Genomic DNA, 25,802 nt, shown 5'->3' on the forward strand with positions numbered 1-25,802 from the left:
CAGCACGTAAAATGCGTTTCCCTTATTGCCGCCAGGCGCTACCATAGCGCCTCTTTTTTACTGAGGTCGGCTATGCGTGTGTTACTGGCGCCAATGGAAGGCGTACTGGACTCTCTGGTGCGTGAACTGTTAACGGACGTGAATGATTACGATCTGTGCGTCACGGAATTTCTGCGCGTGGTGGATAGCCTGCTGCCTGCCAAATCCTTCTATAAACTTTGCCCGGAGCTGCATCATCAGAGCCGCACCCCGTCGGGCACGTTAGTGCGTATCCAGCTTTTAGGCCAGCATCCGCAATGGCTGGCGGAAAACGCCGCGCGCGCGGTGGAGCTGGGCTCCTGGGGCGTTGACCTTAACTGCGGCTGCCCGTCGAAGCTGGTTAACGGCAGCGGCGGCGGGGCGACGTTGCTGAAAGATCCCGATTTGATTTATCGCGGCGCAAAGGCGATGCGTGAAGCGGTCCCGGCTGAGCTGCCGGTGACGGTGAAAGTGCGCCTCGGCTGGGACAGCGACGCTCGCCAGTTTGAAATCGCCGATGCGGTACAGCAGGCCGGCGCGACGGAGCTGGTGGTGCATGGCCGTACCAAAGAGGATGGCTATAAAGCGGAACGCATCAACTGGGCGGCGATTGGCGAAATCCGCCAGCGCCTGTCGATCCCGGTGATTGCTAACGGTGAAATTTGGGACTGGCAGAGCGGCCAGTCCTGTCTTCAGGCCACCGGTTGTGACGCGCTAATGGTCGGGCGCGGCGCGCTTAATGTGCCGAACTTAAGCCGGGTCGTGAAGTACAATGAAGCGCCAATGTCCTGGCACGAGGTAGTGGAATTGCTGCAACGGTATACGCAGCTGGAGAAGCAGGGCGATACCGGAATGTATCACGTCGCGCGCATCAAGCAGTGGTTGGGGTATTTACGCAAGGCCTATCCGCAGGCGACTGAACTGTTTACCACTATCCGTACCTTAACGGATTCGCCGTCGATTGCCGCGGCGATTGACGGGTACGCCCGACGGGCGTACCACGCGGTATAACGCGGCGATTTAGAAAATCGCTTTAAACACACCCGTAACCACCAGCAGCCCAATCAGGAAGATAATCAAAACGGCCCATAGAATAATTTTCATCGCTTTCCCTCTGTTTAGTAACCAGTACATCCGTTACTGAGTATAGGAAAGATTGTGAAAGTGGCGAGGCAGTTTCCCGCTTCGCCGATCTCTCCCCGGCTTTACCCTTGCTTACGCTGCTCTCTGGTTCCTTTTCTATACTTACCCTTTCTTCGCATCCAGAGAGGACGACCTATGACCCAACGAGTTGCAATAGTGACGGCTTCCGATTCCGGCATCGGCAAGAAATGCGCGGAATTACTGGCGCAGCAGGGTTTCGATATCGGTATTACCTGGCACAGCGACGACAAAGGGGCCAAAGAAACCGCCGAACAGGTGCGGTCGTTTGGCCGCAAAGCGGAGTTAATCCAGCTTGATCTGGGCAATCTGCCTGACGGCGCGAACGCCATTCAGGAGCTGATTGACCGCTTCGGGCGCGTTGATGTGCTGGTGAACAATGCCGGGGCGATGTCGAAAGCAGCGTTTCTGGATATGCCGTTTGAGGACTGGCGCAACGTCTTCACGGTCGATGTGGACGGGGCGTTTTTATGTTCGCAAATTGCCGCGCGCGCGATGGTGAAGCAGGGCGAGGGCGGGCGCATCGTCAATATCACTTCGGTCCACGAACATACGCCCTTGCCGGAAGCCAGCGCCTACACCGCTGCCAAACACGCCCTCGGCGGCCTGACGAAATCAATGGCGCTGGAGCTGGTGAGCCACGGGATCCTGGTGAACGCCGTTGCGCCGGGGGCTATCGCCACGCCGATGAACGATATGGATGAAGGGGACGTCAAGCCTGGTTCGCTGCCAACGGTGCCGCTGGCGCGCCCGGGCAGAACCGAAGAGATCGCCAGCCTGGTGGCCTGGCTGTGTTCTGAGCACGCGGCTTACGCCACCGGCCAGTCGTTTATCGTCGACGGCGGCTTTATGCTCGCCAACCCGCAGTTTAAGCCTCAGGAGTGAGGTTTCTTGCGCTGGCGGCGTTTAAAGCCGTAGCGCAGCAGCGCCACAAATCCCACGGCCAGCGCCAGCCAAATCCAGTGTTTCAGGTGCTGGTCGAGGGAGTGCAGCCACGGCGCAATCACTTCGCCGCCGACGTAGCCCAGCGCGGTAAACAGCGTCGCCCACACCAGTGCGCCGAGGATATTCAGCGGCAGAAAAACCTTCGGCGGCACGTGACTGGCACCGATCAGTAGCGGCCCGATAATGCGAAACCCGTACATAAACCGGCAGCCAGGCACAAACAGCAGCGGATGGCGGGCGATTAACTTTTGCGCCGAGGCGATTTTGTCCTGATGCTTATTAAAGCGTTTCAGAATCCCGTTACCATAGCGCCGCCCCAGTAAGTAGAGCACCTGGTCGCCAATCATCCCGCCCAGCGCCACCACCAGCACCACCAGTGGGAACGACAGTAAACCCTGGTGCGCCGACACGCCCCCCAGCAGGGTGATGGTTTCTCCCTCTGCCATGCTGCCCACCAGCAGCGCGGCATAGCCATATTGCGAAATGAGTGCTGAAACATCCATCGTGGGTCTGTTCACTCCATGTTATTCATTGCATTAAGAATACACCCCGATGCCGGGTTCGCCTCGTCCGGCGGTGATTTTCACGGGGTTCGCTAAATCGTGCTGTTCAATAATTAATCATTCGACCTGCGTTATACTTACTGCATCCTTCCGGGAGCCAGCGTCGCCGCTGGCGTGAGCGTGTTACCAAACAGGGGGCGTTATGAACCATGTCTGGGGGCTTTTTTCCCATCCTTATCGTGAAATGCAGGTTATTAAGGGCGAAAACGAAACCGTTTCGCATCATTACACCCACCACGTGCTGATCATGGCCGCCATTCCGGTGATTTGCGCGTTTATCGGCACCACTCAAATCGGCTGGGATTTTGACGATGGCAACGTGGTGAAACTGTCGCTGTTTACCGGCTTCGCGCTGGCGATCCTGTTTTACGGCCTGATGCTGGCGGGCGTAGCGGTCATGGGCCGCGTGATCTGGTGGATGGCGCGCAACTATCCGCAACGTCCGTCATTAACTAACTGTATGGTGTTTGCCGGCTACGTGGCGACCCCCCTATTTTTGAGTGGTATCGTCGCGCTGTATCCCATCGTCTGGCTGTGCGCGCTGGTGGGGACGCTGGCGCTATTTTATACCGGCTATCTGCTGTACGTCGGGGTTCCGGCGTTCCTTAACATCAATCGCGAAGAGGGGTTGAGCTTCTCCAGTTCGACGCTCGCCATTGGTGTTTTAGTGCTGGAAGTGCTGCTGGCGTTGACCGTTATCTTGTGGGGTTACGGATATCGTCTATTCTGATGAAGGTACATTGCCGGTTAAATCTGGCGCAATGTACTCTTAAATCACGATTCTCCTGTAGCGATAAAGCTGGACGCCGGAGTATCATCCCGGCGCCAGCTTCCAAATATTCATTGAGCGTATGGAAGCGGTGTGCGTCACAACGTGCGTGAATAATTTTCTGAAGTAAAACCATGCCGACTACAATCCGTCATTCACTCCTGAGCCTTGCGCTCATGCTGGCAGTACCCTTTGCGCCCGTAGCCATCGCGGCGAAAACAGCGGTCGCGCAGACCGCCGCCCAACCGGAAATCGCTTCCGGCAGCGCCATGATCGTCGACCTGCAAACTAACAAGGTACTTTATTCCAGCCATCCCAATCTGGTGCGTCCCATTGCTTCTATCACCAAAGTGATGACGGCGATGGTGGTGTTAGACGCCAGCTTGCCGCTGGATGAAATATTGAAAGTCGACATCAGCCAGACGCCGGAAATGAAAGGTATTTATTCGCGGGTACGGTTGAACAGTGAAATCAGCCGTAAAAACATGCTGCTGCTGGCGCTGATGTCCTCGGAAAACCGGGCAGCGGCCAGCCTGGCGCACCATTATCCCGGTGGATATAACGCATTTATCCGCGCCATGAACGCCAAAGCGAAATCCCTTGGCATGACCCACACCCGTTTTGTTGAGCCGACCGGACTGTCGATTCAAAACGTTTCTACCGCCGAGGATCTCACTAAACTGCTGATCGCCACCAAACAGTATCCGCTGATTGGCCAGCTCAGCACCACCCGTGAAGATATGGCGACCTTCGCTAAACCGGCCTATACGCTGCCGTTTCGCAATACCAACCATCTGGTCTACCGCGATAACTGGAACATTCAGCTGACCAAAACCGGCTTTACCAATGCGGCGGGCCACTGCCTGGTGATGCGCACCGTGATCAATAACCGTCCGGTGGCGCTGGTCGTGATGGATGCATTCGGCAAATATACTCACTTCGCCGACGCCAGCCGTCTGCGTACCTGGATGGAAACCGGTAAAGTCACCCCGGTTCCGGCCTCTGCGCTGAGCTATAAACGGCAAAAAGCGGCACAAATGGCCGCGAACAGTACTGCCAACGATGCACAAAACGATTAATTAATTCGGTAGCGCCCAATCGCCCTGGTTGAGCGGGCGCTGCATAATTAACGTGTCCCGCCAGTTACCCAGTTTAAAACCCACGCTGCGCAATTGACCCACCACTTCAAAGCCCAACTGCCGGTGCAGGCGCTGCGAACCGGGGTTGTTTTCTCCGTCGCCGATAATCGCGATCATCTGCCGCCACGGCCCCTGTTCGCAGCGGGCAATCAGTTCCTCCAGCAGCGCCCGGCCAATACCGCGCCCGGTCATACTGGCATCGACGTAGATCGACTCTTCAACGGTGTACCGATAAGCGGGTCGCGAGCGGTAGGGCGCGGCGTAACAGTACCCCACCACAATGCCGTGCCATTCCGCCACCAGCCATGGATAGCCTTTCTCGCAAAGGTGCGCGATGCGCTGCGCCATTTCTTCGGCATCCGGCGGCACTTCTTCAAACGAGGCGCGGCCATGCTGGACATGCCACGCGTAAATGGCGGCGATAAGGGCGGTATCATCAGGCTGGACGTCACGGACAGCTATAGCAGGGACAGGAACCACTTCGACTGCTGACATTTTCCATTCCTCGGGCTGGCTCAGGCCAGCGCGATGCTGGCCTTGTAAACACTTTAATCGGAATTTTCTTAGCCTGATAGCGATTCGCTGGCTATTAACCAAAAATTCACAACTTAGCCTGGTCGCGAACGCTTTCGCTAACCGGTTCCGCCCAATTTTTCAGCTTGCTTGTCTTACCAATACCGGGGTTCATGCTGTTTGTCGGGTCATTTTGCTTATAAAAGCGTTTTAATTGCGGGGGCGCTTCATATAAATGCCCTACATTATGCTCCGCCGGGTATTGCGCCCCGCGCGCCCGCAGCAACTCAAGCATTTCATCCTTCAGCGCATGGGCATCCACGCCTTTTTTAACAATGTAATCCTGATGGAACACATAGCAGAAGAAGTGGCCGTAATAGAGCTTGTGTACCAGCTTGCTGTCGATTTCCGCAGGCAGGGTTTCGAACCACTCGGTATCGTTGCGGCGTAGCGCAATGTCTAACGCCAGGATGTCTTCCACCTCATCGGAATGCACGGCCTGATAGCGGATTGCCGCGCCCGCCGCTGCAAAGCGATGCAAAAAGGCCTTGCTGCCTTCTTCCGGGGTACAGGCGAAAAACGCGCCGTCCGCGTCGTTGAAGAAGTGGTTCAGCCAGCTGCGTGCTTCCTCAATGCCGTCGCCCGCCATTTTCAGCAGCAGATGATGCTCGTACTTATCGCGCCATTGCTTCATGCGCGGCGGCAAATGGCCGGGGAATATTTTGCCCAGCTTTTGCATGGCCCGGTCGGTAAAGTGCGGTTTAAACACGCTGACTTTATCCAGCAGCGCGTCGGTGCGGCCTTTAAGGGTAAAGAATAACGGCATTTTGTCGGTGCCGAGTTTATCGATCATTAAAAACGTGTCTTTGCCGTAGCGCTCGGCGATGTCGTAAATATCGCGATGCATATATTCGCCCGCCACCGGCAGGTTTTCAAAATTCGCCAGCATATGGCGGCGAATCTCCGTCAGCACCGCCGCGTCGTTGGTGCCGATGTAAAACACCTGCTGGTTCTTTTGCGCAGGGAAGGTGTCGAGACGCACCGCGAACACCGCCAGTTTACCCGCGCAGCCGGAGGCTTCAAACAGCCGGTCCGGATCGGCGTTATAGCGCGCCGGGGAATCGGCGTTGATATCGCGCACCCGGCTGATGTAATCGCTGTCTGAGGCGTTGCGGCCATCGTGACGCACGTCTTCAGGTTTAAGACGCTCGTCGTCCAGTTTGCCGAGGATCTGCTCTGGCGTTTGCCCCAAATCAATGCCCAGATGGTTTACCAGCGTCAGTTTGCCATCTTCGTTGATGCGCGCGTACAGCGCCATCTCGGTATAGGCCGGGCCGCGCTGGATCAGCGCGCCGCCGGAGTTATTACAGATGCCGCCCACCACCGATGCGCCAATGCACGATGAGCCGATCACCGAGTGCGGCTCGCGGCCCAGCGGTTTGAGCGCTTTTTCCAGGGTGTAAAGCGTGGTGCCGGGGAAAGCCAGCACCTGCTCGCCCTTATCAATCAGCTGTAATTTATCCAGCCGCAGGGTGCTGATAATCACGATCTGGCGGTCATAATCGTTGCCGTTTGGCGTGGAGCCTTCCGTCAGGCCGGTATTGGCGGCCTGCATTAAAATAATCTTATCGGCGTTAACACAGGCTTGCAGCACGCGCCACAGTTCCAGCAGCGAACCGGGAAACACCACGGCCAGCGCGTCGCCCTGGCCTGAGCGAAAGCCCTTGCGATAGCGGGCAGTTTTCGCGGGATCGGTCAGCAGGTGGCTCGCGCCGACCAGCCGGGTCAGTTCAGCAATAAAGGCAGAATTATCGTTATGCGAGGTGAGGGACATGCTCCACTCCTTGTGGTATGACAAATGTAGACGGAGTTAATCATAGCCCTGCCTTTGCGAGAAAACTCGGAAAGTGCCGAAAAATCAGAGCGCAAACACATTGCGCCTCTTCTTACCGATTTATCCCTGTGGCACACTGCACACCAAATCTGCATGGGCGGCTATGCTTACTAGCCGCATGACTGAGAGAGTAAATGGCATGAAATGGCTTTGTTCTGTAGGGATGGCAGTCAGCCTCGCGCTGCAACCTGCTTATGCGTCATCGACCTTTGGTGAACACCCGCTGACCCCCGAGGCGCGGGATGCGTTTGTCACCGATCTGCTCAAACAAATGACCGTGGATGAAAAGATCGGTCAGCTGCGGTTAATCAGCGTGGGGCCTGATAATCCCAAAGAAGCGATCCGCGACATGATCCAGCAAAGCCAGGTAGGTGCCATCTTTAACACCGTTACCCGCCAGGATATCCGCGCCATGCAGGATCAGGTGATGGAACTGAGCCGCCTGAAAATCCCGTTATTCTTCGCCTACGACGTGCTGCACGGCCAGCGCACCGTGTTCCCGATAAGCCTCGGGCTGGCGTCCTCATTTAATCTTGAGGCGGTTAAAACCGTGGGCCGGATTTCCGCCTATGAAGCGGCGGACGACGGGCTGAATATGACCTGGGCACCGATGGTGGATGTCTCGCGCGATCCGCGCTGGGGCCGCGTGTCGGAAGGCTTCGGGGAAGATACCTATTTAACCTCCATCATGGGTAAAACCATGGTGGAAGCGATGCAGGGCAAAAGCCCGGCGGATCGCTACTCGGTGATGACCAGCGTCAAACACTTCGCCGCCTACGGCGCAGTGGAGGGTGGTAAAGAGTACAATACCGTGGATATGAGCCCGCAGCGTCTGTTCAACGACTACATGCCGCCGTACAAAGCGGCGCTCGATGCGGGCAGCGGTGGCGTGATGGTGGCGCTAAACTCGCTGAACGGCACCCCGGCCTCTTCGGACAGCTGGCTGCTGAAAGATCTGCTGCGCGATGAGTGGGGCTTTAAGGGTATCACCATCTCCGATCACGGGGCGATCAAAGAGCTGATCAAACACGGCACCGCGGCGGATCCAAAAGACGCGGTGCGCGTGGCGCTGAAGTCCGGCATCAACATGAGCATGAGCGACGAATACTACAGCAAGTATTTGCCGGAGCTGGTGAAAAGCGGCGACGTCACCATGGAAGAGCTGGACGATGCGACCCGCCATGTGCTGAACGTCAAATACGATATGGGGCTGTTTAACGATCCGTACAGCCACTTAGGGCCGAAAGAAACCGACCCGCAGGACACCAACGCTGAAAGCCGCCTGCACCGTCAGGAAGCGCGTGAAGTAGCCCGCGAAAGCATGGTACTGCTGAAAAACCGTCTTGATACGCTGCCGCTGAAAAAATCCGGCACGATTGCGCTGATCGGCCCGCTGGCGGACAGCCAGCGCGACGTGATGGGCAGCTGGTCGGCGGCGGGCGTGATAAAACAGTCCGTCACCCTGATGAGCGGTATCAAGAGCGCCGTAGGCGATAACGCCAAAATTCTTTATGCCAAAGGGGCCAACCTCACTAACGATAAAGGCATTATTGAGTTCCTGAATCAGTACGAGCAGGGCGTCGCCGTTGATGAACGTACCCCCCAGGCGATGATTGACGAAGCCGTGGAGACCGCGAAGCAGGCCGACGTGGTGGTTCTGGCGGTGGGTGAGGCCCAGGGCATGGCCCATGAGGCCTCCAGCCGTACCGATCTGACGCTGCCGCAAAGCCAGCGCGACCTGATCGCGGCGATTAAAGCCACCGGCAAACCGCTGGTGCTGGTGCTGATGAACGGGCGTCCGCTGGCGCTGGTGAAAGAAGACCAGCAGGCCGATGCGATTCTGGAAACCTGGTATGCGGGCACCGAAGGGGGCAACGCCATCGCCGATGTGCTGTTTGGCGACTACAACCCGTCGGGCAAACTGCCGATGTCTTTCCCGCGCTCGGTGGGGCAAATCCCGGTGTATTACAGCCATCTGAACACGGGCCGTCCGTACAACCCGGAAAAACCGAACAAATACACCTCGCACTACTTCGATGAAGCTAATGGTCCGCTGTATCCGTTTGGTTACGGTCTGAGCTACACCACCTTTAGCGTATCGGATGTGAAGCTCTCTTCGCCGACGATGGCGCAAAACGGCAGCGTGACCGCCAGCGTGGAGGTGACCAACACCGGCAAACGCGAAGGTGCTACGGTGGTGCAGATGTATCTTCAGGACGTGACTGCGTCCCTGAGCCGCCCGGTGAAGGAGTTGAAAGGGTTTAACAAGGTCCACCTGAAACCGGGTGAAACCCAAACCGTCAGCTTCCCAATCGATGTCAATGCACTGAAGTTCTGGAACCAGAAGCTGCAGTACGTGGCCGAGCCGGGCAAATTCAACGTGTTTATTGGCCTGGATTCCGCCCGCGTGAAGCAGGGTGAGTTCGAACTGCAATAATTTTTCATCACGTAACAGGCCGGGCAACCGGCCTTTTTTATTTCCGTCGCGCTCGGGTTAATCCTCCATCCATAATGCGCAGCGCCTGATTCTCAACTACGCTTTTCCCTTGAACCCCGCGTTTGGGTGTGATGAGGAAAATCAATGAAAACGAAAATCTGGAGTGCGGCAGGCTTACTTTTATTGGCGACAGGGGCTCAGGCGGCGGACCCGGTAAAAGTCGGTTCGAAAATCGACACCGAAGGCGCGCTGTTGGGCAATATTATTATTCAGGTGCTGGAAAGCCACGGTGTCAAAACCGTGAATAAAGTGCAGCTCGGCACCACGCCGGTGGTGCGCGCCGCCATTACCTCCGGCGAGCTGGACATCTACCCGGAATACACCGGTAACGGCGCGTTTTTCTTCAAAGATGAAAACGACCCGGCATGGAAAAACGCCAAAGCGGGCTACGAGAAAGTCAAAAAGCTCGATGCAGAGCAAAATAAACTCATCTGGCTGGCCCCCGCTTCGGCGAACAATACCTGGACTATCGCCGTGCGTAAGGATCTGGCTGAAAAGAACAAACTCACCTCGCTGGCGGATCTCAGCCGCTATCTGAAAGAAAAAGGCGAGTTCAAACTGGCGGCCTCAGCAGAGTTTATTGAGCGTCCGGACGCGCTGCCCGCTTTTGAAAAAGCCTATGATTTTAAACTCAACCAGCCGCAGCTGCTGTCGCTGGCCGGAGGCGATACTGCCGTGACGATCAAAGCCGCTGCGCAGCAAACTTCCGGCGTGAATGCCGCCATGGCCTACGGCACCGATGGCCCGGTTGCCGCGCTGGGCCTGCAAACCCTGTCCGATCCGAAAGGCGTACAGCCGGTGTATGCGCCTGCGCCGGTGGTGCGTGACGCCGTGCTGAAGGCCTATCCGCAGATGGGCGAGTGGCTCGACCCGGTATTCGCCTCGCTGGATGAGAAAACCCTTCAGCAGCTGAATGCTTCCATTGCCGTTGAAGGTCTGGACGCGAAAAAGGTCGCTGCCGATTATCTGAAGCAAAAAGGATTTGTGAAGTAATCACGCCTGGAAAAGGGATGTCTTTTGACAATACGCTGTCATAACCGGGTGATGCTGCTGCTGGCCATCTTGCTGGCAGCAGCGCTCCTGCTGCCGTTTATAAACTACGCGCCTAACCGTCTGGTTTCAGGCTCGCCGATGAGCGTGTCGGCGCTCTCCCCGCTGACGCTGTATGGGCTGCTCGCCGCTGCGCTGCTGCTGGTTATCCTGTCATTGTTACCCGGACGCGCCGCGCTGGTTGCCGGCCTGGTCAGCGCGGAAGGGCTGTTTATCGCGCTGTTGTTGCTGGTGGGCTATGCCGCCACCCATCTGGCCCAGCAGGGCAGTCCGCTGGCGCGCACCTCGCCAGGTAGCGGAGCCTGGCTGATGGCGGCGCTGGCGCTGCTGTTGATGAGCGATACCATCAGCCGCCTGACCCGGAAGCCGCTGTGGCGCTGGCTGCTGCTGGCGCAGCTGTGGATTGTGCCGCTCTGGCTGCTGCTGACCGGCTACTTCAACGATATCTCGCTGCTTAAAGAGTATGCCAACCGCCAGGACGTGTTTAACGACGCGTTCAGCCAGCATCTGACGCTGCTGCTGGCGACGCTCGGCATCGCCCTGGCCATCGGTATCCCGCTGGGCTTGCTGTGCCACCGGTACGCCCGTTCGCAGCCTGCGGTATTTTCCGTGCTTAACGTCATTCAAACCGTACCGTCGATTGCCCTGTTCGGGTTGCTGATCGCGCCGCTTGCCGCGCTGGCGGCGCTGTTCCCCTGGCTGGGGCGATTAGGCGTTTCCGGCATCGGGATGGCACCGGCGCTGATCGCGCTGGTGCTTTACGCGCTGTTGCCGCTGGTGCGCGGCGTGGTGGCGGGCCTCGGCCAGGTGCCGGAAAACGTGCTGGAAAGCGCGCGTGGCATGGGCATGACCGATCGCCAGCGCTTCTTCAAAGCTGAAGTGCCGCTGGCGCTGCCGGTGCTGTTACGCAGCCTGAAGGTGGTGGCGGTGCAGACCGTCGGCATGGCGGTGATCGCCGCGCTAATTGGCGCAGGCGGCTTCGGCGCGCTGGTGTTTCAGGGGCTGTTAAGCAGCGCGCTGGACCTGGTGCTGCTGGGCGTAATACCGGTGATCGCCATGGCGGTAGCGGTAGATGGACTGTTTAACCTGCTGATTGCAGCGCTGGAGGCGCAACGACATGATCGAATTTGATGGCGTGACCAAATATTACCAGGGACGCGCTGCGGTAGAAGATCTCAATCTGAACTTCCGCAAGGGCGCGTTTTCGGTATTGATCGGCACCTCCGGCTCCGGTAAATCCACCACCTTAAAGATGATCAACCGGCTGGTGGAGCATGACGAAGGGCGCATTCGCTTTGCCGGAGAAGAGATCCGCAACTTTTCGCCGCAGGATTTACGGCGGCGTATGGGCTACGCCATCCAGTCTATCGGGCTGTTCCCGCACTGGGACGTGGCGCAAAACATCGCCACCGTTCCGCAACTGCTGAAGTGGCCGAAGGCGCGGATTAACCAGCGGGTGGATGAACTGCTGGCGCTGCTTGGCCTGGACCCGGCGCAGTTTCGCCGCCGCTATCCGCATCAGCTTTCCGGCGGCCAGCAGCAGCGGGTCGGCGTGGCGCGGGCGCTGGCGGCGGACCCGGAAGTGCTGCTGATGGATGAACCCTTTGGCGCGCTCGATCCGGTAACCCGCGAGGCGTTGCAGCAGGAGATGATGCGCATTCATCAACTCCAGGGGCGCACCATTGTTCTGGTCACCCACGATGTGGATGAGGCGCTGCGTCTCGCGGATCATCTGGTGGTGATGGACGGCGGCAAAGTGGTGCAGCAGGGCGCGCCGCTGGCCCTGCTCAGCCAGCCGGAAAACGCGTTTGTGCGCGATTTCTTTGGCCGCAGCGAGCTGGGCGTGCGGCTGCTGTCGATGCGCCAGGTGAAAGATTACCTCACGGTGGGGCATTGCGAAGGCGTGCCGGTTAGCCGCGATACCACGCTGCGTGAGGCGCTGTCGCTGTTCGTGGAGCGGCGCTGCGACGAACTGCCGGTGGTGGATGAACAGGGCAACCCGTGCGGTGTGATCCGCTTTGATACTCTGCTGGAGGGCGACCGTGCGTCTGCTTCGTGATCCTCTGCTGTGGCTGATCCTGCTTTATGGTGCGCTGCTGGTGGGCCTGCCTTATAGCGCGGGATTGTTTAGCTGGTTATTTCCGCAGCTGCCGCGCCCGCTGTATCAGCAGGAGAGTTTCTGGGCGTTGACCGTGGCGCATTTTTATCTGGTGGGCGTTTCGAGCCTGGTCGCTATCGTCCTCGGCATCGGGTTAGGAATTGTGGTGACGCGCCCGTTTGGCCTGGAATTCCGCGCGCTGGTAGAAACCATCGCGGCGGTGGGCCAGACGTTTCCCCCGGTGGCGGTGCTGGCGGTGGCGGTACCGGCGATCGGCTTCGGCAAAGAGCCAGCGATTATCGCACTGATTTTATACGGCTGGCTGCCGGTGTTGCAGGGCACGTTGGCGGGTATTGGCGCGGTGCCGGGCAGCGTTAAAGAGGTGGCACGCGGCGTGGGGATGAGCGGCTGGCAGACCTTATGGAAAGTGGAGATGCCGCTGGCCGCGCCGGTGATCCTCGCGGGCGTGCGCACTTCGGTGATTATCAATATTGGCACGGCGGCTATCGCTTCGACGGTGGGCGCGAATACCCTCGGCACGCCGGTGATTATCGGCCTGAGCGGCTTTAACACCGCGTATGTGATTCAGGGGGCGATTCTGGTGGCGCTGGCGGCGATTATCGTCGACCGCGCCTTCGAGCGTTTACAGCAGATTATGACCCGGCATGCAGGATAACAGTGTAGCCCGCCAGCATCACGCCGCCGATCCCGCCAATCGCCATCAGTAACATGCCGGTGACGATCGCTATTCTGGTTAATTTCATGGACTGCTCCTTGGGTTAACCCGACGATTATACCCGTCTGCGCTCAGGTTGCACCTTTGTTATTTTTGTTACGTCGTTTACAGCGCTTCCGGCGCGTTTAAATCGATGATGGCCCGGCCTTCCGTGCGCCACTGCGCCAGTTGGGTTCGCTGTTGAGAGGTGGGGTTATCGCCGCACCACACCAGCAGCGTCTGGCCCTCGAAAATTTCCGGGCGCAGCTGCGCCACCGGATGCGCCAGAATACTCACACGCCAGCCTCGTTGAGTGGCGCTCCAGCCCGCCAGCCACAGGCGCGTGGTGTCGGTAATATTCCAGCCGATTACCAGCGCGTCTTTGCCGCTTTTTTTGCGCGCCGACGACAGGCACAGGGCGATGTAGTTGATCAGCACGCCGTCAAGGATGCTCAGGAGTGTGGCGAGGGCGGCCTGCTGGCTTTGCAGGCGATGGCGAAGGGGAATAAACAGCTTGTCGACCAGGGTTTGAGCGGGGTAGTCGCGGCCAGTTTCACTGACCCAGTTACGTACCCGGTTAATATTCCCGGCGCGCAGCAGGCGCAATAGCGTTTCCTGCATTTGATACCACTGGGAACCCGGGTCCTGCGCGTCCGTCAGCAGCAGCGATTTAACCTTGCTGACCTGAACGCCGTTATCGATCCACTGTTTGATCTCGCGGATCCGGTCGATATCAGATTCGTTGAATAAGCGGTGCCCGCCATCGGTGCGTTGCGGCTTAACCAGCCCGTATCGCCGCTGCCATGCCCTGAGTGTGACAGGGTTAATATCACACAACTCCGCCACCTCACCGATGGTGTAAAGCGCCATACCACCCTCACTATGCGCGTAAAAATCCCCACTTAACTGTAGTCGGTAGCAGGCTAACCAGGCAAAATGTATTGTGTATTTTTGCACAGATACTCGGCGGTCGGATTGCCAGATCAAAAAAAAAATGCCCTCGCGAGGAGGGCATCATGATTATTTGACCTGTTGGCCGGGCTTAGCGCCGTCGTCAGGGCTTAACAGGAAGATATCTTTCCCGCCAGGGCCTGCCGCCATCACCATGCCTTCAGAAACGCCAAAGCGCATTTTGCGCGGTGCCAGGTTGGCGACCATCACCGTCAGACGGCCAATCAGCACCTGCGGATCCGGATACGCGGAGCGGATGCCGGAGAACACGTTGCGTTTCTCGCCGTCCAGATCCAGCGTCAGGCGCAGCAGCTTGTCGGAGCCTTCAACGAACTCCGCGTTTTCAATCAGCGCCACGCGCAGATCGACTTTGGCGAAATCATCGAAGCTGATGGTTTCATGAATCGGATTATCCGCCAGTTCGCCGGTTGCCGGCGCGGCTGCCGCTTTCACTTCCTCTTTCGATGCTTCAACCAGCGCGTCAACCTGTTTCATCTCGATGCGGTTGTACAGCGCTTTAAAGGTATTCACTTTATGGCCGAGCAGCGGCTGCTGGATAGCGTCCCAGGTCAGCTCGGTGTTCAGGAAGGCTTCGGCGCGTTCGCTCAACTGCGGCAGCACCGGCTTCAGCCAGGTCATCAGCACGCGGAACAGGTTGATGCCCATTGAGCAGATCGCCTGCAGGTCGGCATCGCGGCCTTCCTGTTTCGCCACCACCCACGGAGCCTGCTCGTCAACATAGCGGTTGGCCACGTCGGCCATCGCCATGATTTCGCGGACGGCTTTACCGAACTCACGGCTTTCCCACGCTTCGCCGATGCTTTGGGCCGCGTCGGTAAAGGTCTTGTACAGCGCCGGATCGGCCAGCTCTGCCGCCAGCATGCCGTCGAAGCGTTTGGCGATAAAGCCCGCGTTGCGGGACGCCAGGTTGACCACTTTGTTGACGATGTCGGCATTTACACGCTGGACGAAATCTTCCAGGTTGAGGTCGATATCATCAATGCGTGAGGAGAGCTTGGCGGTGTAGTAATAGCGCAGGCTGTCGGCGTCGAAATGGTTCAGCCAGGTGCTGGCTTTGATAAAGGTGCCGCGCGATTTAGACATCTTCGCGCCGTTCACCGTCACATATCCGTGGACGAACAGATTGGTCGGCTTGCGGTAGCCGCTGCCTTCCAGCATCGCCGGCCAGAACAGGCTGTGGAAGTAAACGATGTCTTTACCGATGAAATGATACAGCTCGGCGTCAGAGTCTTTTTTCCACCAGTCGTCAAAGTTGAGATCGCCACGCTTGTCGCACAGGTTTTTGAACGAGCCCATGTAGCCGATCGGCGCATCCAGCCAGACGTAAAAGTATTTGCCCGGCGCGTTGGGGATCTCAAAGCCGAAGTACGGCGCATCGCGAGAAATATCCCACTGTTGCAGGCCGGATTCGAACCACTCCTGCATTTTGTTCGCCACCTGCTCCTGCAACGCGCCGCTGCGGGTCCACGCCTGTAGCATTTCGCTGAACGACGGCAGGTCGAAGAAGAAGTGTTCGGATTCACGCATCACCGGCGTCGCGCCGGAAACCACTGACTTCGGCTCGATCAGCTCGGTCGGGCTGTAGGTCGCGCCGCACACTTCGCAGTTATCGCCGTATTGATCCGGGGATTTGCATTTCGGGCAGGTGCCTTTGACGAAACGGTCCGGCAGGAACATGCCTTTTTCCGGGTCGTACAGCTGCGAAATGGTGCGGTTCTTGATGAAGCCGTTCTCTTTCAGACGGGTATAGATAAGCTCCGACAGCTCGCGGTTTTCGTCGCTGTGCGTGGAGTGATAGTTATCGTAGCTGATGTTAAAGCCAGCAAAATCGGTCTGATGCTCCTGACTCATCTCGCCAATCATCTGCTCCGGCGTGATGCCAAGCTGTTGCGCTTTCAGCATAATCGGCGTGCCGTGGGCATCGTCGGCGCAGATGAAGTTGACGTTGTGGCCGCGCATTCGCTGGTAACGAACCCAGACATCAGCCTGGATATGCTCCAGCATGTGGCCGAGGTGGATCGAGCCGTTCGCGTAGGGAAGGGCACAGGTTACCAGTATTTTTTTCGCGACTTGAGTCATAGTGAGAATTACTTCTTCCAGGTAAAAAGGGGGTTCGATATTACCAAATGGGTACTTATTTGGTAACCCAAAAGCGAAGGCTGGGGGAATTATTCCCTTTTTGGTATGCTTAACGCTTCGAACCCTTATCAAAACACAATTACAAAGGAGTCGGGATGAGTCCTCAATCCCAGGCCAAATCTCCGGAAGCTTTGCGAGCCATCGTTGCCGGGACACTGGCGAATTTCCAGCACCCCACCCTGAAACATAACCTGACCGCCCTGAAGGCGCTGCATCATGTGGCATGGATGGACGATGTTATCCATATCGAGCTGCAAATGCCGTTCGCCTGGCAGAGCGCGTTCGAGGAGCTGAAAGAGAGCGCCAGCGCGGATCTGCTACGCCTTACCGGCGCGAAAGCCATCGACTGGAAACTGACTCACCAGATCGCCACCCTGAAGCGTGTGAAAAACCAGGCGGGCATCAACGGCGTGAAAAACATCATTGCCGTCAGTTCCGGCAAGGGCGGGGTGGGTAAATCCTCTACCTCGGTCAACCTGGCGCTGGCGCTGGCCGCCGAAGGGGCGAAAGTGGGCATTCTGGATGCCGACATCTACGGCCCGTCAATCCCGACCATGTTGGGCACTGAACATGAGCGCCCGACCTCCCCGGACGGCACCCATATGGCACCGATTGTCGCTTACGGACTGGCCAGCAACTCTATCGGCTATCTGGTTACCGACGATAACGCCATGGTGTGGCGCGGCCCGATGGCCAGTAAAGCGCTGATGCAAATGCTGTCTGAAACCTTATGGCCGGAGCTGGATTATCTGGTGCTGGATATGCCGCCGGGCACCGGTGACATCCAGCTGACGCTGGCGCAGAACGTGCCGGTAACCGGCGCAGTGGTCGTCACCACGCCGCAGGATATCGCGCTGATCGACGCCAAAAAGGGCATCGTGATGTTCGAGAAAGTGGACGTGCCGGTGCTGGGCATCGTGGAAAACATGAGCATGCACGTGTGCAGCCAGTGCGGCCACCACGAGCCGATTTTCGGCACCGGCGGCGCGGAGAAACTGGCGGCGCAGTACAACACTTCGCTGCTCGGCCAGCTGCCGCTGCATATCACGCTACGCGAAGATCTCGATCGCGGTCAGCCGACGGTGGTGAGCCGCCCGGACAGCGAATTCACCCAGATTTACCGCCAGCTGGCAGGACGCGTTGCGGCGCAGCTCTACTGGCAGGGCGAAGTGATCCCGAGCGAAATCTCGTTCCGCGCGGTGTAAATTCCCTAAGGCAGACGTGAGTCTGCCTTTTTTTGCTTCCAGTGCATTAAGTAATATTCCCCTTCCGGGCTGTCGCCCGTCGACTCAATTTCCCAACCGTGACGCTGATAAAACCTTACTGCCGGTTCATTTTTCACCAGGCATTTTAGCGCCCCGGTGCTGGTGAAGTTTTCCTGTGCCTTCTGCAACAGCGCGCTGCCCGCGCCTGACCCCTGGTATTGCGGGTCGATAAACAGATTGTGCAGAAAGTTATCGTTTTCCAGCAGTGAGGCAAAGCCGACGCGGTGGCCGTCCTGTTCCGCTACCCAAATGGTTTCGCCGAGCGTGGCGGCATCGAAATCTTCCAGTTGCCACTGGCTGGCATCCAGCCATGGCCAGGCTTCGCGACGGGCGTGCAGATAAATCGTGCGTAAAAAAGGCCGATCGGCTTCCTGCCACGGGCGGAGGGTCAGGTCTGATTTTTTATCCGGGTCTGAAATTGTCACTTTTTTGTGCATCTTCATAGAAAGTCGTTAGTGCGCCGGGTATCTTACGCGCTTTCAGTTGAAAGGCCGGTGTGTGGAGTATGTACGAGTTTAACCTGGTGTTGCTGTTGCTCCAGCAAATGTGCGTGTTTTTGGTCATCGCCTGGCTGATGAGCAAGACGCGGCTGTTTATCCCGTTGATGCAGGTCACCGTGCGTCTGCCGCATAAGCTGCTGTGTTACGTTACGTTCTCGATTTTCTGCATTCTCGGCACCTATTTCGGTTTACACATTGAAGACTCCATCGCTAATACCCGGGCGATTGGCGCAGTGATGGGCGGGTTACTGGGCGGCCCGGTGGTGGGCGGCCTGGTAGGGCTGACCGGCGGTTTGCACCGCTACTCGATGGGCGGGATGACCGCGCTAAGCTGCATGATATCGACCATCGTCGAAGGGCTGCTGGGCGGGCTGGTGCACAGCCTGTTAGTGCGCCGTGGCCGCAGCGATAAGCTGTTCAACCCTTTTACCGCCGGGGCGGTGACTTTCATCGCCGAACTGGTGCAAATGATGATTATCCTGCTGATCGCCCGGCCTTATCAGGATGCGCTGAAGCTGGTGGAAAGCATCGCCGCGCCGATGATCGTCACCAACACCGTCGGCGCGGCGCTGTTTATGCGCATCCTGCTGGATAAGCGCGCTATGTTTGAAAAATACACCTCGGCGTTTTCCGCGACCGCGCTGAAGGTAGCGGCGTCTACCGAGGGGATATTGCGTCTCGGATTTAACGAAGAGAACAGCGCCAAAGTGGCCCACGTTATCTGGAAAGAGCTGGATATCGGCGCGGTGGCGATCACCGATCGCGAAAAGCTGCTCGCCTTTACCGGCATCGGCGACGATCACCATTTGCCGGGGCGGCCCATTTCCTCGTCCTATACCTGGCGGGCGATTGAGTCCGGCGAGGTGGTGTATGCCGACGGCAATGAAGTGCCGTACCGCTGCTCGCTGCATCCGCACTGTAAGCTGGGTTCGACGCTGGTGATCCCGCTGTACGGCGAGAATCAGCGGGTGATCGGCACCATCAAACTTTACGAAGCCAAAAACCGCCTGTTTAGCTCCATTAACCGCACGCTGGGGGAGGGGATTGCGCAATTGCTGTCCGCGCAAATTCTGGCGGGCCAGTACGAGCGGCAAAAAGCGCTGCTGACCCAGTCGGAAATCAAGCTGCTGCACGCCCAGGTAAACCCGCACTTCTTGTTTAATGCGCTAAATACCCTGATGGCGGTGATCCGCCGCGACAGCGAACAGGCCGGACAGCTGGTGCAATACCTGTCGACCTTTTTCCGTAAAAACCTTAAGCGCCCGTCAGAAATCGTCACCCTTGCCGATGAGATAGAGCACGTTAACGCCTATCTGCAAATCGAGAAGGCGCGCTTTCAGGCGCATCTGCAGGTCACCCTGACGCTGCCCAGTGAACTGGCGCACGTCAGTTTACCGGCGTTTACCCTGCAACCCATCGTTGAGAACGCCATTAAACACGGCACTTCCCAGATGATGGAGACCGGAAAAATCCAGCTTAGCGCTCGCCAGCAGGGCGATCGGCTGGTGCTGGAAATCGAAGACAACGCCGGGCTGTATCAACCAAAACCGCAGACGAACGGTTTGGGGATGAGCCTGGTGGAAAAACGGCTGCGCGCCCGGTTCGGGGACGACTGTTCCATGACCATTAGCTGCGAGCCGGACCATTTTACCCGTATAACCCTACAACTACCGATGGTGGATTCCCCATGTTAAAGGTGCTTCTGGTTGATGATGAACCGCTGGCGCGCGAGAATTTACGCTTTCTGCTCCAGGAACACAGCGATATCGACATTGTCGGCGAGTGCGCCAATGCGGTAGAAGGCATCAGCGCGGTCCACCGGCTGCGCCCGGACGTGCTGTTTCTTGATATCCAGATGCCGCGTATTTCCGGGCTGGAGATGGTCGGCATGCTCGACCCAAGCCACCGGCCCGGCATCGTGTTTCTCACCGCCTATGACGAGTACGCGGTAAAAGCTTTTGAAGAGCACGCCTTTGATTATCTGCTGAAACCCATTGAGGCCGGGCGGCTGGCGAAAACTCTCGACCGCCTGCGCCAGGAGCGCGCGCCGCAGGATGTGTCGCTGCTCAGCGCCAACCAGCAGCATTTGAAATACATCCCCTGCACCGGGCACAGCCGTATCTGGCTGCTGCAAATGGAAGACGTGGCGTTTGTCAGCAGCCGGATGAGCGGGGTGTTCGTCACCAGCGCCCAGGGGCAGGAGGGCTTTACCGAACTGACGCTGCGCACCCTGGAAAGCCGCACGCCGCTGCTGCGCTGTCATCGGCAGTATCTGGTGAATATGGCGCACCTGAAAGAGATCCGCCTTGAAGAGAATGGCCAGGCGGAGCTGCTGCTGCGCGACGGACAGACCGTGCCGGTCAGCCGTCGCTATCTGAAAAGCCTGAAAGAGGCGCTGGGGCTGTAGCGCGTTTTTATCGTCAGTCGGCCAGTGGAAAATGGTACACTGGTCTTTTCCCGCTGTACTAAAGAGAACACGCCAGTGCTGAATAACGATATTTTACGTAGCCTTCGCTACACCCTGAAAATGAACAATAACGACATCATCTCCACCCTGGCGCTGGCGGATGTGGAAGTGAGCGCCGCTCAGGTGGTGCAGTACATCAAAAAAGAAGAAGACGAAGGCTTTGCGCGCTGCCCGGATCTGATCCTCTCCTCGTTTCTCAATGGCCTGATCTACCTGCGCCGCGGCAAAGACGAGAGCCAGCCGCCGCTGAAGGCTGACCGCAAAATCACCAACAACATTATCCTTAAAAAACTGCGCATCGCCTTTGAGCTGAAAACCGACGATATTCTGGCGATCCTCACCGAGCAGAAATTCCGCGTTTCGATGCCGGAAATCACCGCCATGATGCGCGCCCCGGAGCATAAGAACTATCGCGAGTGTGGCGACCAGTTTCTGCGGAATTTCCTTAAAGGGCTGGCGAGCCGCTTTAACCCCTCCGCCGCTCAGTAACCCTTTTTGACCGCTTAGATTGCAATACGACCGCTGAAGCAAATCCCGCCCTCTTGTGTGACATCGCCATGCCAGGATAGCGCTGAAAACTTTCTTATCCCTGGAGTTGGCTATGTCACACGCACTGACGTTTGTTATTGCGACCCTGTGTATCCTTGCCATTTGCTACCGTCTGTACGGCGTATTTTTCGTCCGTAAAGTGCTGAACGCAGATGACAGCGAGGTTACCCCTTCGCATGTTTATGAGGACGGCAAAGACTACGTCCCGACCAAAAAATGGGTGAACTTCGGCAGCCACTTTGCCGCTATCGCTGCCGCTGGCCCGCTGGTAGGGCCGGTGCTGGCTGCCCAGTACGGTTATTTCCCCGGTTTCCTGTGGCTGCTGGTGGGCTGTGTGGTTGGCGGCGCGGTACACGATACCGTGGTGCTGTTCGCCTCCATGAAGCATCAGGGCAAATCCCTTTCAGAAGTAGCAAAATCCGAGCTTGGCCCGGTAGCGGGCTGGTGCACCGGCCTGGCGATGCTGTTCATCATCACCATTACCATGGCGGGTCTCTCAATGGTGGTGGTTCACGCCCTTGAGCGTAACCCGTGGGGCACCTTCGCGGTGTTTATGACCATCCCGGTGGCGATTGGCGTGGGTCTGTGGGAGCGCTTCACCGGTAGCATGCGCGGCGCGACCTGGGTCGGCATTCTGGTGATTTTCGGCTGTGTGATTGCCGGTCCTTACATCCAGGCCTCTGCGTTTGGCGAGTGGCTGAGCCTGAAAGCCTCCACCGTGAGCCTGGTGCTGCCGTTCTACGCTTTCTTTGCCACCGCGTTGCCGGTATGGATGCTGCTGACCCCGCGCGGTTACCTGTCCAGCTTTATGAAAATCGGCGTGTTCGGCGCGCTGGTGATTGGCGTGGTATTTATCAACCCGGAAATCCAGTTCCCGGCGGTGACGCAGTTTATCCACGGTAATGGCCCGGTACTGGCCGGTCCGGTCTGGCCGTTTATCTCGATCACCATCGCCTGTGGCGCAATCTCTGGTTTCCATGCCTTTATCGGTTCCGGCACCACGCCGAAGCAGATCGACAAATGGAACGACATCCTGCCGGTGGCCTTTGGCGCAATGTGCGCGGAATGCGTGGTGGGCGTGATGGCCCTGATCGCTGCCACCGCGCTGCATCCGGCGGACTACTTCGCCATCAACTCCGCACCGCAGGTGTTTGCCGGCCTGGGGATGGATGTGGTTAACCTGCCGAAACTGAGCGAAGAGATCGGGCTGGATCTGTACGGACGTACCGGTGGGGCCGTAACCCTGGCGGTGGGCATGGCGGATATTTTTACCCGCATTCCGTGGTTCAGCAACCTGGCGTCTTACTTCTTCCAGTTTGTGGTGATGTTTGAGGCGGTATTTATCCTCACTGCCGTGGACTCCGGCACCCGCGTGGCGCGCTATTTGCTGCAGGATTTCTTCGGTGATCTGTGGGCTCCGCTGAAACGCACGAACTGGATGCCCGGCGCGATCGGTTGCAGCATCGTGGCCTGCCTGCTGTGGGGTTACCTGCTGAACTCCGGCGATATCAACTCGGTCTGGGCGCTGTTTGGCGTTTCTAACCAGCTGATGGCGTCGATTGGCCTGATGATTGGCGCGACCATCATCATGCGGATGTCGAAAAAACGCTGGTACGCGCTGACCTGCCTGGTGCCGCTCTCTTACCTGTACGTTACCGTGAACTACGCGGCGTACTGGATGGTGAAAAACGTGTATTTCAACTCTGCGGCCAAGGGCTTCAACATCTTCAACGGCACGATTTCTATTATTATGGTGGTGCTGGGGCTGGTGATTATGATTTCCTCTATCCAGCGCTGGATTGTGCTGTGGCGCGCCCGCGCGCAGCCGGAGCCGGTTGAGGCGCTTTCTTAAGCGTTAGCTCTGTAGATTCAAAAAAAACCGGAGGAAACTCCGGTTTTTTTATGCCGTAATCTGGCGGCTCAGCCAGCGCTGAATAATTTATTAAATCCCGCCACTTCGGGGGCCTGGCGCTGAAACAGCTCAATGATAAATTCAACGGCTTTTCCGGTTTGATACGTCGGCCATGCCAGGCAAAGGGGGGAAGGCGCGCGCATAAACGGGACGGTATGGGCAACTAATTCTCCGCTTTCAAGGTAGTGCCGACACAAGGCTTCAGGTAAGAAACCGATACCGACGCCCGTAAGATGTGCAGCAAGCTTTGTTGATAAGTCGGCAACCTGGATCTGCCTCTGGCCCGGCAGCCGCCATGCCACACGTTTGGTTAAGTGGCGAGCGCTGTCTTCAATATTGATAACCGGATACTGCCTGAGAAGGCTTTCCGTAATTGGGCCATCAAGCGCATTAAGCGGGTGGTGGGCCGCGATGGCAAATCGCCACTCCACTTCGCCTAACGGATGAATAGCAATACTCTCAGAGAGGGTTTCCCGACCGGACACCCCGATCGCCAGCGAATAATTATCGTGTAATAGCGTATCCCAGACGCCCATATATATTTGCCGGGCAAAGGTGAATTGGGTCAGAGGAAAGTGTTTAGCCAGCGCTTTAAGCAATTGTGCAATCGCCTGAGGTTCATAGAGTAAGTTATTCACCACAATATTCACCTGGCGTTCAACGCCATCATGTACCTGACGCAACTCGCCGGGCATGGCCTCCAGCCAGCTTAGCCATTCCTTTGAACGCTCGACAAGATGTGCGCCCGCAGGGGTTAGCAATACGCTGCGGGTAGTGCGGTGAAATAGCGCCACGCCCACGTTCTCTTCCAACAGTTTAATGCGATAGCTAATCGTGGCCGTGGTTTTGTGCAATTTTTCAGCGGCGTTTGAGAAGCTGTTGCACTCAGCGACCATCAAAAACGTCCTGAGCGTTTCATGATCCAACATTTCTTGCCTGCCCGTTACTCTATGAATTTGATGAATATTCTCATTTAAGGCATTCCATTAGTATGGGCTTTGTCATGTTTTTAGAAAATTTTTCCAACTTTTTATTGCCCTGTTCCCCGGATGGTTTTAAATTGTTCAGCAAGAGTTCAGAAATCAGGCGAAAACGCGTATGCGATACTCGCATCAGAAAAGGATGAACGAATGAAATTAAAGGTATTACCGCTGGATGCGGAAAGCTTTGCTCCCTATGGCGACGTCATCGAAACCGCAGGACGCGATTTTTTCCATATCAACAATGGGCTGGTCGAGCGTTATCACGCGCTGGGAAAAGCTGATATTTTAAAACAGGATCAAGCGCTTATTAGCATTAACCGCGCTGAGCCGCTTCCGGAACCGTTAATGATCAACGTGCTGGAGCGCCATCCGTTAGGCTCCCAGGCCTTTTTTCCTCTCAACGGCGAGTCGTTCGTGATGGTTGTGGCGACCGGTGAACAGGAACCGGACCCGGAGAGCATCAGAGCCTTCATCACCAATGGCCGTCAGGGCGTTAATTACTATCGCAACGTCTGGCATTATCCGCTTTTTGCATGGCAAACAACTACCGACTTTTTAACTATCGACCGGGGCGGCAATGACAATTGTGACGTCGCGACAATCGCCACTCGGGAACTGGTTTTTAGCTGATCAGAGATTGCGGTACAGGATAAATGCCGTGACGCTTTAAGACATCTTCCATAAGATGTGCATACGCTTATTTGTTGCGCAACATATTGTTAGCCAGACAATATTTATGGGAGATAGTTAGAGCATGACTGAATTAAGACGCCGTGGACGGCCAGGACAGGCTGATGCGGGCGCACAGAAAGGGGCGCAAGCGCTGGAGCGTGGCATCGCGATTCTGGAATATTTAGCGAAAAGCGGTGGTAGTTCTTCAGTAACTGATATTGCCGAAAGCCTTGAACTTCCGCTTTCGACCACTTTCAGGTTATTGAAAGTATTAGAAAACGCGGATTTTGTTTATCAGGATGTGCAACTTGGCTGGTGGCATATTGGTCTCGGGGTTTTCAACATTGGCGCGGCCTATATCCATAACCGCGACGTGCTGTCAGTTGCTGCCCCCTTTATGCGCCGCTTGATGTTGATGTCCGGCGAAACGGTGAACGTCGGTATCCGTAACGGCGCAGAAGCGGTACTTATCGGGCAGCTTGAATGCCAGTCAATGGTGAGAATGTGTGCACCGTTGGGAAGCCGGATGCCGCTACATGCCTCCGGGGCAGGTAAGGCGTTGATTTATCCGCTGCCTGAAGACGAACGCGTAGAATTGCTATTAAAGTCGGGTCTTAAACGCTTCACGCCCGGCACCCTGGCAGGCTTACCGGAGCTTGAAAAAGATTTAAAGCTGTCTCAGCAGCGTGGCTATGTCATCGATCAGGAAGAGCATGCTGAAGGACTGAACTGTGTCGCCTCGCCGGTATACGACAGCTCAGGAACAGTGGTTGCAGCGATTTCAATTTCCGGCCCCAGCACGCGATTATCCAGCGATCGCTTTGAAAGTTTAGGGGAATTAGTACGCGATACCGCGCAAGATATCAGTATGGCGTTAGGCATGCGTTCCGCGAAGTAAACGAGATTGCCGGTTCTCAGCCCGAACGTGAAATAGCGCATCTCCCGCCCTGTAGAGTGCGGGATTTTTTTGAAGGATTTTAA

At 57.0% G+C, this 25,802-nt stretch carries 25 protein-coding genes; 16 read left to right on the top strand and 9 right to left on the bottom strand.

From position 1 onward, the window contains the following. The first annotated feature begins 72 nt into the window (after positions 1-72). Entirely contained in the window at positions 73-1,029 is a 957-nt protein-coding gene (dusC, locus tag FND52_RS07970; RefSeq protein ID WP_144130381.1) for a tRNA dihydrouridine(16) synthase DusC, read from the top strand. 9 nt (positions 1,030-1,038) lie between these two features. On the opposite strand, the gene yohP is transcribed toward dusC, so the two are convergent. Then, on the bottom strand, positions 1,039-1,122 hold the full coding sequence (gene yohP, locus FND52_RS22085) for a small membrane protein YohP (protein WP_085949451.1): 84 nt from the start codon (positions 1,120-1,122) through the stop codon (positions 1,039-1,041). A gap of 174 nt (positions 1,123-1,296) precedes the next feature. On the opposite strand from yohP, the gene FND52_RS07980 reads away from it, so the two are divergent. Beyond that, a complete protein-coding gene (locus FND52_RS07980) occupies positions 1,297-2,064 on the top strand; it encodes an SDR family oxidoreductase (RefSeq protein ID WP_144130383.1) in 768 nt (255 codons plus the stop codon). On the opposite strand, the gene FND52_RS07985 is transcribed toward FND52_RS07980, so the two are convergent. Continuing rightward, positions 2,055-2,627: a DedA family protein gene (locus tag FND52_RS07985; protein WP_125291646.1), complete on the bottom strand. Its 573-nt coding sequence runs from the start codon at positions 2,625-2,627 to the stop codon at positions 2,055-2,057. The two genes, FND52_RS07980 and FND52_RS07985, sit on opposite strands and share 10 nt — an antisense overlap. Before the next feature lie 202 nt (positions 2,628-2,829). Here FND52_RS07985 and FND52_RS07990 point away from each other — a divergent pair, with 202 nt between their 5' ends. Together FND52_RS07990 and pbpG are read left to right on the top strand one after the other, a co-directional pair. Beyond that, positions 2,830-3,417: a Yip1 family protein gene (locus FND52_RS07990; protein WP_125291647.1), complete on the top strand. Its 588-nt coding sequence runs from the start codon at positions 2,830-2,832 to the stop codon at positions 3,415-3,417. Between the two features lie 173 nt (positions 3,418-3,590). Then, the gene (gene pbpG, locus FND52_RS07995; protein ID WP_125291648.1) at positions 3,591-4,535 is read left to right on the top strand and encodes a D-alanyl-D-alanine endopeptidase; all 945 of its coding nucleotides are present in this window, start codon (positions 3,591-3,593) and stop codon (positions 4,533-4,535) included. Here pbpG and FND52_RS08000 read toward each other — a convergent pair whose 3' ends face one another. Next, entirely contained in the window at positions 4,536-5,090 is a 555-nt protein-coding gene (locus FND52_RS08000; RefSeq protein WP_144130385.1) for a GNAT family N-acetyltransferase, read from the bottom strand. It abuts the gene before it with no gap. Between the two features lie 106 nt (positions 5,091-5,196). Beyond that, complete coding sequence (dld, locus tag FND52_RS08005; protein WP_144130387.1) at positions 5,197-6,942, bottom strand: D-lactate dehydrogenase; 1,746 nt, start codon at positions 6,940-6,942, stop codon at positions 5,197-5,199. A gap of 199 nt (positions 6,943-7,141) precedes the next feature. Between dld and bglX the strand changes: the two genes are divergently transcribed. The 5 genes from bglX (at position 7,142) to FND52_RS08030 (ending at position 13,323) form a co-directional block, all read left to right on the top strand. After that, entirely contained in the window at positions 7,142-9,439 is a 2,298-nt protein-coding gene (bglX, locus tag FND52_RS08010; protein ID WP_125291651.1) for a beta-glucosidase BglX, read from the top strand. A 144-nt stretch (positions 9,440-9,583) separates the two neighbouring features. Then, complete coding sequence (osmF, locus tag FND52_RS08015; RefSeq protein ID WP_144130389.1) at positions 9,584-10,492, top strand: glycine betaine ABC transporter substrate-binding protein OsmF; 909 nt, start codon at positions 9,584-9,586, stop codon at positions 10,490-10,492. A gap of 24 nt (positions 10,493-10,516) precedes the next feature. Further along, entirely contained in the window at positions 10,517-11,680 is a 1,164-nt protein-coding gene (locus tag FND52_RS08020; RefSeq protein ID WP_280114064.1) for an ABC transporter permease, read from the top strand. Next, complete coding sequence (locus FND52_RS08025; protein ID WP_144130391.1) at positions 11,667-12,608, top strand: ABC transporter ATP-binding protein; 942 nt, start codon at positions 11,667-11,669, stop codon at positions 12,606-12,608. The genes FND52_RS08020 and FND52_RS08025 overlap by 14 nt, the downstream gene beginning before the upstream one ends. Beyond that, a complete protein-coding gene (locus FND52_RS08030) occupies positions 12,592-13,323 on the top strand; it encodes an ABC transporter permease (protein ID WP_125291655.1) in 732 nt (243 codons plus the stop codon). The genes FND52_RS08025 and FND52_RS08030 overlap by 17 nt, the downstream gene beginning before the upstream one ends. Here FND52_RS08030 and FND52_RS08035 read toward each other — a convergent pair. The 3 genes from FND52_RS08035 to metG form a co-directional block, all read right to left on the bottom strand. Beyond that, positions 13,301-13,411, bottom strand: coding sequence for a protein YohO (locus tag FND52_RS08035; RefSeq protein ID WP_125291656.1), 111 nt, complete (start codon positions 13,409-13,411; stop codon positions 13,301-13,303). The two genes, FND52_RS08030 and FND52_RS08035, sit on opposite strands and share 23 nt — an antisense overlap. 77 nt (positions 13,412-13,488) lie before the next feature. Continuing rightward, positions 13,489-14,232, bottom strand: coding sequence for an HTH-type transcriptional regulator MlrA (gene mlrA, locus FND52_RS08040; RefSeq protein ID WP_125291657.1), 744 nt, complete (start codon positions 14,230-14,232; stop codon positions 13,489-13,491). Between the two features lie 150 nt (positions 14,233-14,382). Beyond that, positions 14,383-16,413 (bottom strand): methionine--tRNA ligase, encoded by a 2,031-nt coding sequence (gene metG, locus FND52_RS08045; RefSeq protein WP_144130393.1) that lies wholly within the window; start codon positions 16,411-16,413, stop codon positions 14,383-14,385. Positions 16,414-16,568: 155 nt separating this feature from the next. On the opposite strand from metG, the gene apbC reads away from it, so the two are divergent. Continuing rightward, positions 16,569-17,678, top strand: a complete 1,110-nt coding sequence (apbC, locus tag FND52_RS08050; RefSeq protein WP_125291659.1) for an iron-sulfur cluster carrier protein ApbC — start codon at positions 16,569-16,571, stop codon at positions 17,676-17,678. A 5-nt stretch (positions 17,679-17,683) separates the two neighbouring features. On the opposite strand, the gene FND52_RS08055 is transcribed toward apbC, so the two are convergent. Continuing rightward, positions 17,684-18,181, bottom strand: coding sequence for a GNAT family N-acetyltransferase (locus tag FND52_RS08055; protein WP_144130395.1), 498 nt, complete (start codon positions 18,179-18,181; stop codon positions 17,684-17,686). A 62-nt stretch (positions 18,182-18,243) separates the two neighbouring features. On the opposite strand from FND52_RS08055, the gene FND52_RS08060 reads away from it, so the two are divergent. The 4 genes from FND52_RS08060 (at position 18,244) to FND52_RS08075 (ending at position 23,106) form a co-directional block, all read left to right on the top strand. Then, positions 18,244-19,932 (top strand): sensor histidine kinase, encoded by a 1,689-nt coding sequence (locus tag FND52_RS08060; protein WP_144130397.1) that lies wholly within the window; start codon positions 18,244-18,246, stop codon positions 19,930-19,932. Next, positions 19,926-20,645, top strand: coding sequence for a two-component system response regulator BtsR (gene btsR / locus FND52_RS08065; RefSeq protein ID WP_144130399.1), 720 nt, complete (start codon positions 19,926-19,928; stop codon positions 20,643-20,645). Before FND52_RS08060 ends, btsR begins: the two co-directional genes overlap by 7 nt. 75 nt (positions 20,646-20,720) lie before the next feature. Then, positions 20,721-21,194, top strand: coding sequence for a YehS family protein (locus FND52_RS08070; protein ID WP_144130401.1), 474 nt, complete (start codon positions 20,721-20,723; stop codon positions 21,192-21,194). Between the two features lie 112 nt (positions 21,195-21,306). Then, positions 21,307-23,106 (top strand): carbon starvation CstA family protein, encoded by a 1,800-nt coding sequence (locus FND52_RS08075; RefSeq protein WP_167509342.1) that lies wholly within the window; start codon positions 21,307-21,309, stop codon positions 23,104-23,106. 68 nt (positions 23,107-23,174) lie between these two features. On the opposite strand, the gene allS is transcribed toward FND52_RS08075, so the two are convergent. Beyond that, a complete protein-coding gene (allS, locus tag FND52_RS08080; protein ID WP_144130403.1) occupies positions 23,175-24,095 on the bottom strand; it encodes an HTH-type transcriptional activator AllS in 921 nt (306 codons plus the stop codon). A 201-nt stretch (positions 24,096-24,296) separates the two neighbouring features. Between allS and FND52_RS08085 the strand changes: the two genes are divergently transcribed. Further along, on the top strand, positions 24,297-24,779 hold the full coding sequence (locus FND52_RS08085; protein WP_144130405.1) for an ureidoglycolate lyase: 483 nt from the start codon (positions 24,297-24,299) through the stop codon (positions 24,777-24,779). Positions 24,780-24,903: 124 nt separating this feature from the next. Beyond that, on the top strand, positions 24,904-25,719 hold the full coding sequence (gene allR / locus FND52_RS08090; protein WP_125291667.1) for an HTH-type transcriptional repressor AllR: 816 nt from the start codon (positions 24,904-24,906) through the stop codon (positions 25,717-25,719). The last annotated feature ends 83 nt before the right edge of the window (positions 25,720-25,802 follow it).

Origin of the sequence: Atlantibacter subterraneus (assembly GCF_007570865.1) — a bacterium.
In the GTDB taxonomy this organism is placed as follows: domain Bacteria; phylum Pseudomonadota; class Gammaproteobacteria; order Enterobacterales; family Enterobacteriaceae; genus Atlantibacter; species Atlantibacter subterraneus.

Coding starts and splice junctions, on each gene's coding strand:
- allR (WP_125291667.1), top strand. CDS start 24,904: ATGACTGAATTAAGACGCCGTGGACGGCCAGGACAGGCTGATGCGGGC.
- btsR (WP_144130399.1), top strand. CDS start 19,926: ATGTTAAAGGTGCTTCTGGTTGATGATGAACCGCTGGCGCGCGAGAAT.
- pbpG (WP_125291648.1), top strand. CDS start 3,591: ATGCCGACTACAATCCGTCATTCACTCCTGAGCCTTGCGCTCATGCTG.
- osmF (WP_144130389.1), top strand. CDS start 9,584: ATGAAAACGAAAATCTGGAGTGCGGCAGGCTTACTTTTATTGGCGACA.
- FND52_RS08055 (WP_144130395.1), bottom strand. CDS start 18,181: ATGAAGATGCACAAAAAAGTGACAATTTCAGACCCGGATAAAAAATCA.
- FND52_RS08025 (WP_144130391.1), top strand. CDS start 11,667: ATGATCGAATTTGATGGCGTGACCAAATATTACCAGGGACGCGCTGCG.
- FND52_RS08085 (WP_144130405.1), top strand. CDS start 24,297: ATGAAATTAAAGGTATTACCGCTGGATGCGGAAAGCTTTGCTCCCTAT.
- dld (WP_144130387.1), bottom strand. CDS start 6,942: ATGTCCCTCACCTCGCATAACGATAATTCTGCCTTTATTGCTGAACTG.
- FND52_RS07980 (WP_144130383.1), top strand. CDS start 1,297: ATGACCCAACGAGTTGCAATAGTGACGGCTTCCGATTCCGGCATCGGC.
- FND52_RS07990 (WP_125291647.1), top strand. CDS start 2,830: ATGAACCATGTCTGGGGGCTTTTTTCCCATCCTTATCGTGAAATGCAG.
- yohP (WP_085949451.1), bottom strand. CDS start 1,122: ATGAAAATTATTCTATGGGCCGTTTTGATTATCTTCCTGATTGGGCTG.
- allS (WP_144130403.1), bottom strand. CDS start 24,095: ATGTTGGATCATGAAACGCTCAGGACGTTTTTGATGGTCGCTGAGTGC.
- mlrA (WP_125291657.1), bottom strand. CDS start 14,232: ATGGCGCTTTACACCATCGGTGAGGTGGCGGAGTTGTGTGATATTAAC.
- bglX (WP_125291651.1), top strand. CDS start 7,142: ATGAAATGGCTTTGTTCTGTAGGGATGGCAGTCAGCCTCGCGCTGCAA.
- FND52_RS08035 (WP_125291656.1), bottom strand. CDS start 13,411: ATGAAATTAACCAGAATAGCGATCGTCACCGGCATGTTACTGATGGCG.
- FND52_RS07985 (WP_125291646.1), bottom strand. CDS start 2,627: ATGGATGTTTCAGCACTCATTTCGCAATATGGCTATGCCGCGCTGCTG.
- FND52_RS08075 (WP_167509342.1), top strand. CDS start 21,307: ATGTCACACGCACTGACGTTTGTTATTGCGACCCTGTGTATCCTTGCC.
- dusC (WP_144130381.1), top strand. CDS start 73: ATGCGTGTGTTACTGGCGCCAATGGAAGGCGTACTGGACTCTCTGGTG.
- FND52_RS08060 (WP_144130397.1), top strand. CDS start 18,244: ATGTACGAGTTTAACCTGGTGTTGCTGTTGCTCCAGCAAATGTGCGTG.
- FND52_RS08000 (WP_144130385.1), bottom strand. CDS start 5,090: ATGTCAGCAGTCGAAGTGGTTCCTGTCCCTGCTATAGCTGTCCGTGAC.
- apbC (WP_125291659.1), top strand. CDS start 16,569: ATGAGTCCTCAATCCCAGGCCAAATCTCCGGAAGCTTTGCGAGCCATC.
- metG (WP_144130393.1), bottom strand. CDS start 16,413: ATGACTCAAGTCGCGAAAAAAATACTGGTAACCTGTGCCCTTCCCTAC.